This is a genomic window from Clostridium acidisoli DSM 12555, assembly GCF_900176305.1.
GTDB lineage: Bacteria > Bacillota > Clostridia > Clostridiales > Clostridiaceae > Clostridium_I > Clostridium_I acidisoli.
This window is the reverse complement of sequence record NZ_FWXH01000002.1, coordinates 320,826-335,985: the sequence shown is the minus strand read 5'-3', so window position 1 is coordinate 335,985 and position 15,160 is coordinate 320,826. Positions and strand designations below refer to the sequence as shown.

Annotated in this window: 19 protein-coding genes and 1 pseudogene; 18 read left to right on the top strand and 2 right to left on the bottom strand. The window is 27.0% G+C overall.

Annotated features, from left to right (window positions below; genetic code table 11):
• Positions 1-5 precede the first annotated feature (5 nt).
• The 7 genes from B8978_RS01730 (at position 6) to B8978_RS01700 (ending at position 6,932) form a co-directional block, all read left to right on the top strand.
• Positions 6-851, top strand: a complete 846-nt coding sequence (locus tag B8978_RS01730) for an NAD(+)/NADH kinase (protein WP_084113553.1) — start codon at positions 6-8, stop codon at positions 849-851.
• Positions 851-1,306, top strand: coding sequence for an arginine repressor (locus B8978_RS01725; protein WP_084113552.1), 456 nt, complete (start codon positions 851-853; stop codon positions 1,304-1,306). Before B8978_RS01730 ends, B8978_RS01725 begins: the two co-directional genes overlap by 1 nt.
• An 11-nt stretch (positions 1,307-1,317) precedes the next feature.
• A complete protein-coding gene (gene recN / locus B8978_RS01720) occupies positions 1,318-3,024 on the top strand; it encodes a DNA repair protein RecN (protein ID WP_084113551.1) in 1,707 nt (568 codons plus the stop codon).
• A 150-nt stretch (positions 3,025-3,174) separates the two neighbouring features.
• Positions 3,175-4,347 (top strand): SpoIVB peptidase, encoded by a 1,173-nt coding sequence (gene spoIVB, locus B8978_RS01715; protein ID WP_084113550.1) that lies wholly within the window; start codon positions 3,175-3,177, stop codon positions 4,345-4,347.
• A 379-nt stretch (positions 4,348-4,726) separates the two neighbouring features.
• Positions 4,727-5,539 carry a sporulation transcription factor Spo0A gene (gene spo0A / locus B8978_RS01710; RefSeq protein ID WP_084113549.1) on the top strand — a complete coding sequence of 271 codons (813 nt, stop codon included), beginning with the start codon at positions 4,727-4,729 and terminating at the stop codon, positions 5,537-5,539.
• A 136-nt stretch (positions 5,540-5,675) separates the two neighbouring features.
• Positions 5,676-6,662 (top strand): tyrosine-type recombinase/integrase, encoded by a 987-nt coding sequence (locus tag B8978_RS01705; RefSeq protein WP_084113548.1) that lies wholly within the window; start codon positions 5,676-5,678, stop codon positions 6,660-6,662.
• Between the two features lie 6 nt (positions 6,663-6,668).
• On the top strand, positions 6,669-6,932 hold the full coding sequence (locus B8978_RS01700; RefSeq protein ID WP_084113547.1) for a hypothetical protein: 264 nt from the start codon (positions 6,669-6,671) through the stop codon (positions 6,930-6,932).
• Positions 6,933-7,593: 661 nt separating this feature from the next.
• Here B8978_RS01700 and B8978_RS01695 read toward each other — a convergent pair.
• Positions 7,594-7,914 carry a hypothetical protein gene (locus B8978_RS01695; protein WP_242950457.1) on the bottom strand — a complete coding sequence of 107 codons (321 nt, stop codon included), beginning with the start codon at positions 7,912-7,914 and terminating at the stop codon, positions 7,594-7,596.
• A 75-nt stretch (positions 7,915-7,989) separates the two neighbouring features.
• On the opposite strand from B8978_RS01695, the gene B8978_RS01690 reads away from it, so the two are divergent.
• The 4 genes from B8978_RS01690 to B8978_RS19670 all read left to right on the top strand — a co-directional run bounded on the left by B8978_RS01690 (position 7,990) and on the right by B8978_RS19670 (position 9,749).
• Positions 7,990-8,319, top strand: coding sequence for a hypothetical protein (locus B8978_RS01690; RefSeq protein ID WP_084113546.1), 330 nt, complete (start codon positions 7,990-7,992; stop codon positions 8,317-8,319).
• A gap of 267 nt (positions 8,320-8,586) precedes the next feature.
• A complete protein-coding gene (locus B8978_RS01685) occupies positions 8,587-8,814 on the top strand; it encodes a hypothetical protein (RefSeq protein WP_084113545.1) in 228 nt (75 codons plus the stop codon).
• 147 nt (positions 8,815-8,961) lie between these two features.
• On the top strand, positions 8,962-9,402 hold the full coding sequence (locus tag B8978_RS01680) for a hypothetical protein (RefSeq protein ID WP_084113544.1): 441 nt from the start codon (positions 8,962-8,964) through the stop codon (positions 9,400-9,402).
• A gap of 209 nt (positions 9,403-9,611) precedes the next feature.
• Positions 9,612-9,749 (top strand): hypothetical protein, encoded by a 138-nt coding sequence (locus tag B8978_RS19670; protein WP_176212585.1) that lies wholly within the window; start codon positions 9,612-9,614, stop codon positions 9,747-9,749.
• Between the two features lie 196 nt (positions 9,750-9,945).
• On the opposite strand, the gene B8978_RS01675 is transcribed toward B8978_RS19670, so the two are convergent.
• Positions 9,946-10,026 carry a helix-turn-helix domain-containing protein gene (locus tag B8978_RS01675; RefSeq protein ID WP_084114401.1) on the bottom strand — a complete coding sequence of 27 codons (81 nt, stop codon included), beginning with the start codon at positions 10,024-10,026 and terminating at the stop codon, positions 9,946-9,948.
• Between the two features lie 144 nt (positions 10,027-10,170).
• Here B8978_RS01675 and B8978_RS20475 point away from each other — a divergent pair.
• From B8978_RS20475 to B8978_RS01645, 7 genes and pseudogenes are all read left to right on the top strand, one after another.
• Positions 10,171-10,335 (top strand): annotated as a pseudogene (locus B8978_RS20475) (helix-turn-helix domain-containing protein); the annotation flags it as partial.
• A gap of 30 nt (positions 10,336-10,365) precedes the next feature.
• On the top strand, positions 10,366-10,854 hold the full coding sequence (locus tag B8978_RS01670) for a hypothetical protein (RefSeq protein ID WP_084113543.1): 489 nt from the start codon (positions 10,366-10,368) through the stop codon (positions 10,852-10,854).
• 266 nt (positions 10,855-11,120) lie between these two features.
• Positions 11,121-11,345 (top strand): hypothetical protein, encoded by a 225-nt coding sequence (locus B8978_RS01665; protein WP_084113542.1) that lies wholly within the window; start codon positions 11,121-11,123, stop codon positions 11,343-11,345.
• An 84-nt stretch (positions 11,346-11,429) separates the two neighbouring features.
• Positions 11,430-11,660 (top strand): hypothetical protein, encoded by a 231-nt coding sequence (locus B8978_RS01660; protein ID WP_084113541.1) that lies wholly within the window; start codon positions 11,430-11,432, stop codon positions 11,658-11,660.
• Between the two features lie 807 nt (positions 11,661-12,467).
• Positions 12,468-13,181, top strand: a complete 714-nt coding sequence (locus B8978_RS01655) for a hypothetical protein (protein WP_139795946.1) — start codon at positions 12,468-12,470, stop codon at positions 13,179-13,181.
• 200 nt (positions 13,182-13,381) lie between these two features.
• Positions 13,382-13,567: a DUF5659 domain-containing protein gene (locus B8978_RS01650; RefSeq protein ID WP_084113539.1), complete on the top strand. Its 186-nt coding sequence runs from the start codon at positions 13,382-13,384 to the stop codon at positions 13,565-13,567.
• 48 nt (positions 13,568-13,615) lie between these two features.
• The gene (locus B8978_RS01645) at positions 13,616-15,142 is read left to right on the top strand and encodes a DEAD/DEAH box helicase family protein (RefSeq protein ID WP_084113538.1); all 1,527 of its coding nucleotides are present in this window, start codon (positions 13,616-13,618) and stop codon (positions 15,140-15,142) included.
• The last annotated feature ends 18 nt before the right edge of the window (positions 15,143-15,160 follow it).

The window sequence follows — 15,160 nt, the reverse complement described above, 5'->3', positions numbered from 1 at the left end:
TATTTATGAGGGATATAGGAATAAACGTTAATAGCAGTAAGGACAAAAAGTTAACTAATTATGTAATTAACTTTATAAGACAAAACGTGAAAAATTTGAATATAAAGTTATATGATAATCTTGAAAATTTTACTTTTGAGGAAGCTAAAAATACAGAAATGATGGTAGTGCTTGGTGGAGATGGTACAATACTTAGCACTGCGCAGGTTATTTCTAAGTTTGAAGTCCCAATTTTAGGAATAAATCTTGGACATCTTGGATTTTTGACAAGTGCTGAGATTTCAGAATTAAAAGAAGCTTTTAAGAAATTATCAAATAAAAAATTCTATGTGGAAGACAGACTTATGCTTGAGTGCAGTGTAAATCTAAATAATGAAATAAAAACTTATTATGCTTTAAATGAAATTGTTATATCTAAAAAAACTTTGGCAAGAATATTAGAATATAGCCTATATATTGATGAAAGATTTTACACAAATATTGCGGCTGATGGTATAATTATCTCTACGCCAACAGGTTCTACGGCATATTCATTATCAGCTGGTGGACCATTTGTTTATCCTACAATGGATTTAATTGAAATTACACCTATTTGTCCATTATCAATAGGTATAAGGACTATGATATTACCAAGTAATAGTAATATAAATGTAAGCTTAAGGAATAAATATGAAACAGCATATTTGACTTTAGATGGGCAAACTTCATTTGAAATTAGCAGCTTAAATCATATAAATGTTAAAGAAGCTAATTTTAAATGTAAATTAATAAGAATAGAAGATTATGATTATTTTAAAGTTTTACGTAAAAAGATAATATCTAGAACTAAAGAGTGCGAGGGAGATAAATAATGAAAATATCAAGACATGCCAAAATATTGGAAATAATTAATTCTAAAGATGTAGAAACTCAAGAAGACTTAGCAGATGAACTAAGAAAACAAAATATGGTGGTTACTCAAGCAACTGTGTCTAGAGATATAAAGGAATTGAAGCTCATAAAGGTTTTATCAAATAGTGGAAGATATAAATACGCATCAATTTCACCAACAGAAAACTTCTTATCAAATAAGCTAGTAACAGTATTTACTCAAACAGTTTTAAGTGTTGAAAATATACAAAATTTTATTATTGTAAAAACAATATCGGGATCTGGTTCAGCAGCAGGAGAAGCAATTGATTCCTTTAAGTTTGATGGTATTGCAGGAACAATAGCTGGAGACAATACAATCTTTATATTAATGAGAAATGAAGAAAAAGCTTATGAAACAGTTCAAAAAATGAAAAAATTGTTAAATAACGAATAGGGTGATTTAGTATGCTCCTTCAACTAAATATAAGTAATTTTGCGCTAATTGAAAATTTGGGTATTTCTTTTGAAAGCGGATTTAACATTTTATCAGGTGAAACTGGTGCGGGTAAATCCATTTTAATTGATGCTATAAATTACGTGCTTGGCGTTAAGTTTACTAAAAATTCCATAAGAACTGGTGAAAAAAAGACATTTGTGGAAGCAGTGTTTACAATTGAAAATAATAAAACCAAAGAAATATTAAGGAATTTCGACATTGATTTTGATGATATTTTAGTGATAACGAGAGAAGCTTTTCAGTCAGGAAAAAGTATAGCAAAAATTAATAACAAAACAATAATATTAAATCAATTAAAAGAAGTAAGTGACACGCTTATGGATATTCATGGACAGCACGAAAATCAAAACTTAATGAGTGTAGAGAAACACATTGTATACCTAGATAATTATGGCTATGATATGTTGAAAAATGTAAAAAATCAATATAGCATATATTACGATGAATTTAAGAAAATAGATCTTAAAATAAAAGATTTGCAAAATAAAACAGGTAGCGATGATAAGATTGTTGATTTCCTAAAATATCAAATTGATGAAATTACAAAATCAAAATTAAAAATTGGTGAAGATGAAGAATTAGAGGAAAAATATTCAATTATATCAAATAGTGAAAACATTAAAAAAGTATTAAGCAATTCTTATGAGAGACTTTACAATGGTGAGGAAAATACAAGTTCTATATTTGACAGTATAGGAATCATAATCAAAGAACTTGGAAGTATTGAAAAACATTCTGAGGAAATAATGAAGATAAAAAACTCTTTAGAAGAAATGTATTATAGTTTGGAACAAAATATTGCTGATATTAGAAACATAAAAGATAACATTGAATTTGATGACAGTGAACTTGAATATATAAATAACAGATTATATACAATAGATAACTTAAAGAAAAAATATGGGAAAACCATTGAAGATATCACGAATTACAAAGAAAAAATAATTAAGGAATATGAAGAATTGATTCACTCTTCTGAAATAATAGGTGAACTTGAAAAAACAAGATCAGAGGCATATATAAAAGTAATTCAATATGCGGAGAAAATTCACCAAATAAGAGAAAAAATATCAAAAAGTTTGGAGTCAAAAGTATTACATGAATTAAAATATATTGGACTTGAAAAAAGTATATTTAAAGTTAATATAAAGTTTGAAGAGGAAGCAGTTTCTGAAAATGGCGCGGATAGAGTTCAATTTTTTATTACTACAAATCCAGGCGAACCTTTAAGACCACTAGAAAAAGTAGTTTCTGGCGGTGAACTTTCAAGAATAATGCTGGCATTAAAAACTGTATTTGTTGATAAGGATAATATACCTTCTGTTATATTTGATGAAATTGACACTGGTATAAGTGGAAGAGTAGCTCAAAGTGTAGCGGAAAAATTGTATAATATATCCAATAAGCATCAAGTTTTTTGTGTGACCCATTTGCCACAAATAGCATGTATGTCTGATATACATTATCTTGTTGAAAAAAAGGTAATTGGAAATAAAACTTATACTTACGTAAATAGGATGTCCTTGGAGGATAAAGAGAAATCAATTGCAATGATGATTGGTGGAAGTGAAGTAACAAAATTAACATTAGAGAATGCTAAAGAAATGATAAGACTTGCAGATGGAAAAAAGAAAAATATAAGGCAAAATTATTAATAAAAATACATAAAAAAAACCATAATAATATTATGGTTTTTTTTTGTTTTTATATTTTTAATTAACTCTATATACAGAGATAAAACAGCATAATAAAATTTCATTAGGGTAAGTTAAAATTAGAGTCTTAAGTAAACAGGAGGAACAAATATGAAAAATAAAAAACTTAATATGATATATTTAATTCTAACGTCCATATTTCTTCTGATTTTAACTACCTTTATGAACTTAAGAGAATTTTCAAATGTAAAATACACTTATAGTGATAATGGAGTAATAAGTAAAAGTTTGAACAAAAAATCAGATTTAGCATTAAAAAATTCAGGAAATAAGTTAATGAAGTCAATTGCTGTTAGCAATAAAGCTAAAAACTATCAGTCAAGATTAAAAGTAATTCCAGGAGGGCAGCCAATTGGTATTAAATTAACTACAAATGGAGTTTTAGTAGTTGGATTGTCTGATATTGAAGGTAAAAATGGAGAAAAATTAAGTCCTGCTGGAGAAGCTGGGATTCAAATTGGAGATAGCATAATTAAGATTAATGGAACTACAATAAAAGATTCTAAAGATTTAATTGACAAAGTAAATAAAGATGGAAAAATTAATATTATTTTATTAAGGAAAAATAAAAGCATTGAAAAAACGGTGACTCCATTAAAAAGTGAAGTTGATGGAAACTATAAGCTAGGTATTTGGGTAAGAGATTCAACTGCTGGTGTTGGAACATTAACTTTTTACGATAAAACATCAGGAAAGTTTGCAGCTCTTGGTCATCCAATTACGGATGTAGACACAGGAACACTTTTAACGGTTAAAGATGGTAGCTTAATAAATTCCACTATAATTTCAGTAAAAAAAGGAATTAAAGGAGATCCAGGAGAAATTAGAGGAATTTTTATAAATGAAGAAAATCCAATTGGAAATATAAAAGAAAATACTATGTGTGGTATATATGGTGACAAATTTAAAATTGGAAAGAGCAAAGTAAATAAACCAATAGAGGTTGCTTTTAAAGATGAAATAAAAGAAGGGGATGCAAAAATTTTAACAACTATTAATGGAGAGGAACCTAAATATTATAATATTAAAATAGAAAAATTGTTTTCCCAAGATGCACCGGGACCTAAAAGTATGGTAATAAAGGTAACAGATCCAGAGTTATTAAAAAAGACTGGCGGTATAGTTCAGGGTATGAGTGGAAGTCCCATAATCCAAAATAACAGAATCGTAGGTGCGGTAACACATGTTTTGATAAATAATCCTGACACTGGATATGGTGTATATGTAGAATGGATGCTTAAAGGGTCAGGAATGATAAAATGAAACTTTCACTCAGATGGTAGCGAATGGATAAAATAACAATAAAAAGGAGTCTATATAAAATTTAATTAGACTTCTTTTTAGATTAATTTCATATAGATGGCTATGGGTGCATAAAATGCGTTGATTTTTGATATTGTTAGTAATAAAATTAAATAGTAAGTATCTAAATATATTAATTAATAAAAATTTCAGTATTTTTGAGTAATTTGTTAGCAATATAATACATAATATGGTATTATATATAATAGATGGTTTTTATTAAGCAAGAAAAACAAGTTATATACGAAAATAAATTAAATAATATAAAAGGATTTATCAAGGATTTGTCGAATATATAATTTGTAAACATATGGAAATTAAAGCGAAGGGGAGTATAAAGATGGAATATTCAAAAATTAATGTATTAATCGCAGATGATAACAAGGAGTTCTGTAATATTTTAAATGACTATTTATTAAATCAAAGTGATATGGTTGTAGTTGGAATTGCAAAAGATGGAATCGAGGCTTTAAAGCTTATTGAGGAGAAAAAACCAGATTTGGTTATACTTGATATAATAATGCCACATTTAGATGGATTAGGAGTTTTAGAGAGACTAAACAATATGAATATTGAACATATGCCTAATGTAATTGTTTTATCAGCAGTTGGACAAGATAAAATAACACAAAGAGCAATAACTTTAGGTGCAGATTATTATGTAGTAAAACCATTTGATATGGACGTATTCACAAAGAGAATAAGACAAATGTTTAATAACACAATATCAGAGGGAACAAGTAGAAGACATACAGTAGTAGCAGATGAATCAGAAGAAAAGATTGTAAATAAAAGACCTTTGGATTTAGAATCTGAAATCACAGCTATTATTCATGAAATAGGAGTTCCAGCACACATAAAAGGATATATGTATCTAAGAGAAGCTATAAGTATGGTAGTTAATAATATTGAATTATTATCTGCAGTTACTAAAGAACTTTATCCTTCAATAGCAAAAAAATATAATACAACAGCAAGTCGCGTTGAAAGAGCAATAAGACACGCTATAGAAGTTGCATGGTCAAGAGGACAAGTAGATACAATTAATAAATTGTTTGGCTACACAATACATAACGGTAAAGGTAAACCAACTAACTCAGAATTCATTGCCATGATTGCTGATAAATTAAGACTTAAAAATAAGGTTAGCTAAGGTAGAATTATCAATGGATAAGAGGCATTTCGCTTTTTATGCTAGAAGCAAAAATGTAAAATTTTATGTATAAATCTATAAAAAAATATTAATAGACTTTTTTCATCTATAGGTAGATGGAGGAGGTCTATTTTTTATGAAAAATATAAATATTTTATTAGATGAATTTATGATTTATTGTGAATCAAAAAATCTTAGTAAAAAAACAATGATGAGTTATGAACAGACATTAAAGCTATTTTTTAAGTATTTATATGAAAAAGAAAATATAATGGATGCATCAAAAGTTTCCGAGAAGTTAATAAGAGAATATATTAATTATATTAAAGAACGTGGTAAATATACTGTTGTAAGTAACAAAAATAGTTTAAAAACTAACACGCCAGAAGTTAGAACGGATTATGGAAAAAAAGTATCTATAACGACAATTAATAATTACATTAGGAATATAAAAGTATTCTTTAATTATTTAAAAGAACAAAATTATATTAAAAAGGACATAGTAAAAAGTATCAAGCAATTCAAAAATGAAAGAAAACCCAAAGATTTTATTTCAGATGAACAATTTTCTGAATTATTAAGGCATATCGATACAACAAAATTCCATGAGTATAGGGATTACATTTGCATTCAGTTAATTCTAGATACGGGTATGCGTATAAGTGAATGCCTAGCAATACAAGTTTTAGATGTAGACATTAATTACAGGAGTATACTTTTACCAGCAGAAAATACCAAAGGTAAAAGAGATAGGTATGTTTATTTTAGCCAAATCATGCAAAAAAATTTAAGACGATGGCTGCAATACAAGGACAGGTACGTAGAAAGTGATTATTTATTTTGCTCTTCAGGTGGGAAACCACTATTAATAAGAACTTTTGAAGCAAAATTAAGAGGTTATGGTAAAAGAATAGGATTAAAAGAAATTTGTCCTCATCAGTTAAGAAATAATTTTTCCAAGAGATTTCTGATGGCAGGTGGAAATATTTATACTCTTTCAAAAATTTTAGGTCATAGCAGCGTAAAAGTCACAGAACAAGCTTATCTTGATTTAACAGATGCAGATATAAGAAAAAATTATCAGCAATTTAGTCCCCTAATGAATTTAAGGAATAAGAGGTGAAGTAATATGGAACACATGGAATATAAACACTATAAGCATATTAACAGATTTTATAAGGATGCATTTATAAAGAAAGAAGAAATAGTTAAGCAGGAAATAGAAATAAATTCTTGTGGGAGCTTAGAAATATTAGTTGTAGAAAAGTTTAATAACATTGTTACAATTACTAAAGCTAGTGGAACTAATATAAATAAACCAATACTAGAAGATAATATCCATAAAGTTATTATGAATAAATCCAAATTAGAAGAAATATTAAGTTTATTTTAATGAAAAAATAAGCCAAATGCTTCCGACAGCATTAGCTTATACAAATAAAAACTGAATATTGTTAAATAAAACCTTTAACAAACTCCAACAAATATCATATGTAAATTTTAAACAAAAAAATGGAGATTGTCAATAGGTCTAGTTTCCTATTGTCTTTTTTAGGATGATATGTGAGTTGTAGATGCACTTCTAGCAACTATAAACAATTAGAGTAGGTTAGTTGAGCCACTGCAAATAAATCAACTATTGCACAAAAAACGCTATACCCTTCTTTAGTGGTGCAATGCAAGGAGAGTACATCCATTTAAAGGTACGGAAAGGTTGCTTGGTGTGATAATTCACAGGTAGGTATTAACAAGCCATATAGGCACTTATAGGACAAGCATTGTAAGTTAAGTTAATATTGCATTAGCAGTAAATAAGAAGGGTATTAATGGGCATAGCAAGGCTTAAACCGATTATAATTAATAATTTATCTACTTATGTGCAGTATTAAAGTTTTTATTATTTTTTACTGCATATAGGTAGATAAATTATATCCAAAACAAAAGCAGACGTTCCCGATTATAAGTTGTTAGGTTCGTAAGTCAAGTGTATATTTAATAAATATCCAACATTCAAATAATAAGAGTAGGAAAAATGTCTCCTACTCTTATTATTTCTAGCTAGATTGTTTAAGTCCTAATGCTTTAGCTTGTTTCAATTCTATAGTTAATATGTTTTTATTATTTTTTAAGGCTGCATTTGTTTTGTTTAAGTAATAAACTTTACTACCTTTTAGATAGTATACAGTGCTATCATCATTTATTGCTGTTTTGGATTTAGTAACCTTTGCGGTTTTTGTAGATGTACTCTTTGTACTAGTACTATTGTTTGTACCACATCCACCCAATAAGCCTCCAATGCCAGCAATGATAATACAGGCTGTAAGTATTTTAGATAATCCCTTCCTTTTGTTAGTAATTTTTAAGTTATTCATCATACTATATACCTCCTATAATTAGTAACAAATACCATTATACACTTTAATAGGATAATTTACAAAATCAATTGTAAAATGTTACAAAAGTACATGCCAAATATAGTTTTAATTGAATTTAATACAGTTGAGAAAGACTTCAAAACAAAAGAAGATGCTCTTGATTGGATCATTAGCAATCAACTTGGCAGGAGAAACTTAACTGATTTTCAGAGAGTTTATTTAAGAGGTTTACAGTATGAAAGAGAAAAGAAGAAAGTCGGGGGACAAAAAGGTAACAATAATGCAGTTAAAAACGATGTGCGGAAAAATCACACATCGAATCATATAACACCACAGAAAACTTGTGAGCGTCTTGCAGAAAAATATAAATTAAATCCAGATACTATAATCCAAGATGCTAAATAAAGATAAAAAAATAACAGTTAGTTACGACCTAAATGTTATTTAAAGAATTAAACACTATATAAAATAAATAAACTCAAAGTTTATCCACCTTTATTATAGTATTTAAACTTTATAGAGTCAATCAAGTATTATGTGTTATATGTCGATATTTGTATAATATTATGTGTTATTTATTGGATTAACTACAAATAAAAGGTTGAAAAATGCAATATAACATGTTAAAATATAAAAACAAAAATTTATTTAATAATGGAGATGGATTATAGTATGGATGAATATTCGAAAATGGAAAATATAAATGAAATTGTGCCTGAACTTGAACAAAAGCCAGATATAGGTTACCTTATAGGGTTAGGTTTAATAAAGGAAGTTTACAGAGAAAATATTATATCTGAAAAAGAATATAATGGAATGGTTAAGACATTTACTAGAGAATATGCAAAGTGCATACGTAATGAAAATGTTAAAAACAAAGAGTTTAAAAGCGATAAATAAGACCAAATACAAGGGCTAAATTTTCAGCCCTCACAGAAGACTAAAGCACCATAAAATTGTGCTATCGTCTGGAAGTAAAGAAATAAATTTTATATATCATCTATAATTCTTATACTGATTTATTATGTAAATAGGGAGATGAGGACAATGATTAAAGAAAATAAAAACAAGCCTAAGTTATTGTCAATACAAATGTTCCAAGTTGCTTTTGATTATATTATTAAGCATGAGAATATAGAAGACAAAGAAAAGTATAAAAAAGAGCATAAGATTGTAATTATAGATAAAGAAAAAGATAATACATTAAGGAATATACAAGCAACGATTATATATTCTGATGGGAGCAAGCAGATTGTGGATATATATGAAGAGGTTAGGACAGTTAAAGAGTCTAAAAGAACAAATAATAGCCTAAAATTTATAAATTTAGATATCACGAATGATGGTTATATGCAGGAAAATTTTACATGTGATAATCCTGAAATTGGTACAATCTCTTTTATAAGTACAGGAACAGAAGAAGATTTAACAAATTTTCTTAAAGGTATGATTTTTGACTATGCTAGAAGAAATAAGTTAATTGACTAAATATATACAATGGAAAATTTAAATATGATAACTTCTGAGGAACAATTTAGAAAAATTGAAATTGAAAGAATTAAGAAGGTCTAATTTAAGGTTCTTAAGTCAAATATAAGCATTCTTACAACACGCTCTATAAGGCTCATATAAGCGATTTTTTGCTTATTCTAAAGGTACAAGTATTAAATTAAATAAGTAATATATAGGAGGATGCTATGCAAAAAATTGAATATAAGAATGGATTTAAGGTAATTATAAATTACCCTGATTTTACTCCAGAAGAGAAAGAAAAGGCTGACCAAGAATTATTAGACAAGCTTTGCGATATATTTTACGAAAAAATAAAGTATTGACACAAAAGTGAAAAGGAGGAAATTATGATTGAAATAGTAATATTAAGAATATTAGCAAGGAAAGGTTTAATAACAGAAGAAGAACTAAAGGATGCGATTGCATATTTAACTAAAAGTTATTAAAATAGAGACATCAATATATATTGATATATGGTTATTCTGTAAATAAAGTTAAGAGTAGTGGTTTTGGAGACCACTACTCTTTATCTATCTTTAACACATCCGATATATCACATTCAAGTGCATCGCAGATTTTTTCTAAATTATCAAATTTTATTGCCTATTTAAAGTCTAAAAGTAAATAATTATAAAATTTAGGTACAAAATGTACCCAAAACAATTGACATTATAGAATAGATAGTATAATATATAAATACAGGGTACGAAATGTACCCAAAGCAATTAGTGAAAGGGGAGAAAGATTATAAAAGGATTAGAGTACATACTTTCTTTAAATAATATTAATATAACTGATTTAGCGAAAGACTTTGGAATTGCAAGAGCAAATATTTACAAGTGGATAAAAGGTGAAAGAAAAATACCAGAAAATCAGTTATTACAATTATCAAAAAAATTTAATCTCAATAAAAATTGGTTCCAAAAAGAATTAGATGATATGGATAAATTTAAAATTCAGAAAGAAAAACTTCAAAATGAAATTAAACCTTATGAAGTTGAAGAAACAATTGTTGATCCAGACACAGGTAAAGATATAAATATTACAACAGAGCATTACGATTCTTCACAAATGATAGGACTTGCACTTACGGATTATAGTATCCTTGAAAAAGAATTAATTATCAAAATAAAAACTTCATTAGATAAAAGTTTTAACACTAATAAAGGCAATTATATTACTTATGAAATTGAAAAAGATATAGAAGAAGCCGAGAAATTGATTAAATATTATAGTAGTTTTTCTGATTTAATTATAAATGAAGATATGTTAATTCGTAAAGTTATGGTGAATATATTGGAAATTATGAAATCATATCAGAAAGATAAATTTGTCGAGGATAATGATAAGTTTGCAAAAGATATAATTTCAACAATAAAAGAATATGAAGAATGGAAAAAGGAAAACTGGGGTACACAAGAAAATTAAGATAATAATAAATAAGGTTAGGTAAATTGCATTACCTAACTCATAAACCATTAATAAAAATACAAAAAACTCAAATAAGCATGTTTATAATTATTTTTTTAAAAACATACTTGTATTTACTATTTAATTTTGAAAGGATGTGAGGCTTATTTAAAATATAAAACACTCATAAAAATAACAGTATACAATAATTAATTTTACCACAACAAAAGGGAAAGTCAATAAATTTGAATTGAAAAATACAAGAGCGAAGGAGAAAAAATATTATGACAAAAATTTATGTATGTACAGAGGAAAGTATTTTACTAGACCTAATTTATGAAGGTTTAGAAGTCGATGAAGCAGAACTAAAACTGCATAGCATAGTAGATGAATTGAATGATTTTAGTAAGGCTTATAATGTTGGAGAAACTCATATTATGGGAGAATTAGCAGCAGAGCTATTAAAAGAAAAGTATGGAGTAATATGTAATGAAGAAAAATTAATATAGTTTTAGTTTACGTTTTTAAGAAAACAATTTATAATGTTAAAATGTAATATGAAATATACAAATAAAAAATGGAGGAATGTAAAAATGGAGACATTAAAAAAGGTTAACGATACTAGCGGATTGGACAACTATAAATATTTCGAACTAATAAATGAATGCAATCCATTTATTGTTGGGGGGGATTGCAATGGCTTTTATTTGAAGGTTTATAAAAGTGAAAGTGATTTAGAAAACAATGTTTTTAAAGAAATAGAATTTGATAACTCGCAGGACTATGTAGATTATGTTATGGGAATGGAAGATATAACGGAGTAATACTAATAAAATTGTAGTTTTACGCTGTGTTATTTAAAAATGCTTATAATCATCCATTTTAAATACAGCATAATAAAATGATAACATAATAGTATTATGTTATCAATAGAAAAATTAAAGAAAGGAGAGGATTGATATTAAACTTTATGCATTAACTAAAGGAGAAATAGGGAGCCAACTAGTAGAGAAAGGACTAAGAAGCCAAGAAATAAAAAATTATATTAAAAATTTAAACACGGACATAGGATTAGGAAAAACAAAAGATATATCTAAAATTAACGATGTATATATATCGTTGAAAAAAAGTACACACGATCTAATGTTTACACCAATTAGTATTGGCTAAGTGCCTATAACACTATTAATAATGGTAGGTGTTGGTATTGTTACTAATAGTGATTATATATATTCAAAATAAATTAATAAAGGTGGTGAAATATGTGGGATATTCCACAATAACATAAAAACCTTCAGTCTCTTTTAATGAAATAAATATATATTTAAGGATAAAGATATATTTAAACGAGGATTGAAGGACAGCCATTAAATTGGAGGAAGAAAAATAAAATTACTATTTACTATAAGGAAAGACAAGAGATAAAAGGGTTCTATGTTGAATACTAGGGATAGTAACACATAGCAACTATGGTTGAAGAATACAGGAACTTATTACCAACGTATATTAGAAACTTAGAAAAACAACAACTAAATTTGATAGCAAGCAATGATTTAGACTCGATTATATCATGCGCTTTATGGGAGGAAAAGTATAATTTTCGAATCAAACATTTTTTTGATTTTCGCAATTTGTGGACATGTAAAGATTTTAAAGATGATCCAGAGGATAGGTTTGGGGTTGATTTATCCTTGACGGAGGGTAAATGTATCTCGAACCATGTGACGCAAATTTCTTATATGGATGAAATTGTAAATGAGCAGGATGTAAATATGAATAATATTGAATGGAAAGAGGGGCGTATAATACACGGTAGTGGGATTTGCTATTTTGGAAAGTACAATTTAAACACAATACTATTATCTATGTCTGTTTTAGATGTACCATTGCCAAAAGACGATGAATCAAAATCGATTATATTGGCAATTGACTCAGCCTTCCAAGCGTTTTATAGCAAACATCCAAATGATGTAAGAGCAATCTATAGATATTTAAAAATATTAGGCTTTGAGGAATTAATAGATTTTATGAAACAAAAAGACGAGCAATATTTTAAAAATATTACAGAGAAATACGGACTTAAGTCAAAAATATTTATAAAGAATGGAAAATTGACATCAAGTAAAAATCTAACAGGTTTAAGAAACAAACTAAAATTATCCATGGGGATAGACATAAAACTCCCACAACAAGAATTTGAAGTAACTCAGCATTTTGGAGTCCAAGCAGTTGAAATCCCAAGAAATATATTTCTAACAAAGCAGGAACCAATTGACAGAGGAGTAAAGTTATATAGTCTTGCAATTACGGGGAGATACTACATGAAAACATCATATTATATTTAAAGTATCCATTTTCCTACGCCAATAGAAAAATGGAGGGGTGTATAACCAGCACCTATGTACACCTTGTTTAAAATATACTATTAATCATTTTAAATCATTTAAAAACAAATATCAAATATTATTTTAAATTAGAATACAAGGTAGTTAATTATATTGACTACCTTGTATATAAGCAAACATACAGGAGGAAATAAGAAAATATGAATATTCAAGTTTTTAGTAATAAACTTGCAAAGAGTCTAATTAAGCAGGGTTATGTTGTGGAGGATATAGTTCCAAATAATAAATATCCACAGCGTTCAGTATTTTATTTTAAAAATGAAAATGGGATAGTAAAAATAGTTGAAGATTATATATTAGTTTCAAAAGACAAGAAACTAATATAAGCTAATTAGATATTAATATTGAAACATATTTGAAACGGAGGAAATATATTGAATAAAAAGAGAATAAGCGATTTAATAACTACACAGGAAATAAAAGATTGGGAAACTGGAAGCATAATAGAAATAAATGCTGCTACAGGGGCAGGCAAGTCTTATTTTATAAAAAATAAATTATATAATTATGCCAAGGAACATAACCAAAAAATACTGATATTGGTCAATCGTGTTAGATTGAAAGAGCAATATATCGAGGAAATTAATAGAGACGACAAGAATGACATAATTAAAGTATTAAATTACCAAACATTTGAAAGTAAGCTTTTGTATGGAAAAGAAGTAGATTTTAAAAAATACAAATTTATTATTTGCGACGAATACCATTATTTCCTAACTGATAGCAATTTTAATTATAAAACAGATTTATTTTTATCTTATATACTTCAAAAAAGCAACATTACAAGGTTATTTCTTAGTGCCACAAGTATAAATATAAAGGAATATATAGCACAATTTATTGACCAATATAATAAGACAAACAATTCGAAAACACAAATTATAGAATACAGTATTCCACAAGACTATAGCTATATAGAATCGTTAAATTTTTATAATAATAAAGAAACTGCTATAAATTTATTAAGTAAAATAACACAAAGCAAGCCAAAAGATAAAATAATATATTTTTGTAAGAGTACCAAAACTGCGCATAATACGCATATTCAATTTATTGACAAGTCAATTTTTAACTGTAGTGATGGTAACAAGGAGTATTCAAAATTTATTAACCATGAAAAAATAGAATTGTTGATTAAGGAAGAAAAGTTTGATGAACAAATATTAATAACTACTACTGCACTGGATAATGGGGTTAACATTATAGATAAATCTGTAAAACATATAATAATTGATGTGGAAGATGTTGATGTATTAATCCAATGTTTAGGTAGAAAAAGAGTTGTTGACGAAAATGATAAAGTAAATGTCTATATAAGGAATTTTTCAAAAAGTGATGCTACCAGACGCTTAAAAAGTGTAAATGATTTAATATATTCAGCAGATTATTTTATAAAAAATGGGTTTAGTAAATTTGTAATAAAGTACCCTAGGCAAACAGATTATTCAAAAATAATATTTGATGTTCCAATAACAAGGGAACCAAAATACAAAACTAAGCGTGTTAACTACATTATGTATTATAAATACAGAATGGATGTTTTGTTTTATAAAGAGGTACTAATATATAAAGATGCCTATAAGGATAAGATTTCTAATTTATTAAACATTAAAAAATATAATATAGTTGAAACGGAAAAAGTTAAATCTGAGTTGGAAATTTATTTAAATACTTTAATTAATAAAAAATTATACAAAGAAGATAAAATTAAATTAATTGAACGTGTGGATCTAAAAAGAGATGGAAAATTGTTAAGAAGTTATGCAACGTTAAACAGTTGCTTCGATGAATTGGAAATAGATTATAATATTAAATCCCACAAAGATTATAATCGTAAGCTTGAAGATGGTTGTGTAAATCCAAATTACAAATTAACTTATTGGCAAATAATTCATGCATAATCACATAAACCTAGTAAT

Bases quoted from the DNA above. Each gene is read 5' to 3' on its own strand.
- B8978_RS01730 (WP_084113553.1), top strand. From the start codon at position 6: ATGAGGGATATAGGAATAAACGTTAATAGCAGTAAGGACAAAAAGTTA.
- B8978_RS01705 (WP_084113548.1), top strand. From the start codon at position 5,676: ATGAAAAATATAAATATTTTATTAGATGAATTTATGATTTATTGTGAA.
- B8978_RS19670 (WP_176212585.1), top strand. From the start codon at position 9,612: ATGCAAAAAATTGAATATAAGAATGGATTTAAGGTAATTATAAATTAC.
- spoIVB (WP_084113550.1), top strand. From the start codon at position 3,175: ATGAAAAATAAAAAACTTAATATGATATATTTAATTCTAACGTCCATA.
- B8978_RS01700 (WP_084113547.1), top strand. From the start codon at position 6,669: ATGGAACACATGGAATATAAACACTATAAGCATATTAACAGATTTTAT.
- B8978_RS01680 (WP_084113544.1), top strand. From the start codon at position 8,962: ATGATTAAAGAAAATAAAAACAAGCCTAAGTTATTGTCAATACAAATG.
- spo0A (WP_084113549.1), top strand. From the start codon at position 4,727: ATGGAATATTCAAAAATTAATGTATTAATCGCAGATGATAACAAGGAG.
- B8978_RS01650 (WP_084113539.1), top strand. From the start codon at position 13,382: ATGAATATTCAAGTTTTTAGTAATAAACTTGCAAAGAGTCTAATTAAG.
- B8978_RS01670 (WP_084113543.1), top strand. From the start codon at position 10,366: ATGGATAAATTTAAAATTCAGAAAGAAAAACTTCAAAATGAAATTAAA.
- B8978_RS01725 (WP_084113552.1), top strand. From the start codon at position 851: ATGAAAATATCAAGACATGCCAAAATATTGGAAATAATTAATTCTAAA.
- recN (WP_084113551.1), top strand. From the start codon at position 1,318: ATGCTCCTTCAACTAAATATAAGTAATTTTGCGCTAATTGAAAATTTG.
- B8978_RS01660 (WP_084113541.1), top strand. From the start codon at position 11,430: ATGGAGACATTAAAAAAGGTTAACGATACTAGCGGATTGGACAACTAT.
- B8978_RS01665 (WP_084113542.1), top strand. From the start codon at position 11,121: ATGACAAAAATTTATGTATGTACAGAGGAAAGTATTTTACTAGACCTA.
- B8978_RS01690 (WP_084113546.1), top strand. From the start codon at position 7,990: ATGTTACAAAAGTACATGCCAAATATAGTTTTAATTGAATTTAATACA.
- B8978_RS01685 (WP_084113545.1), top strand. From the start codon at position 8,587: ATGGATGAATATTCGAAAATGGAAAATATAAATGAAATTGTGCCTGAA.
- B8978_RS01695 (WP_242950457.1), bottom strand. From the start codon at position 7,914: ATGATGAATAACTTAAAAATTACTAACAAAAGGAAGGGATTATCTAAA.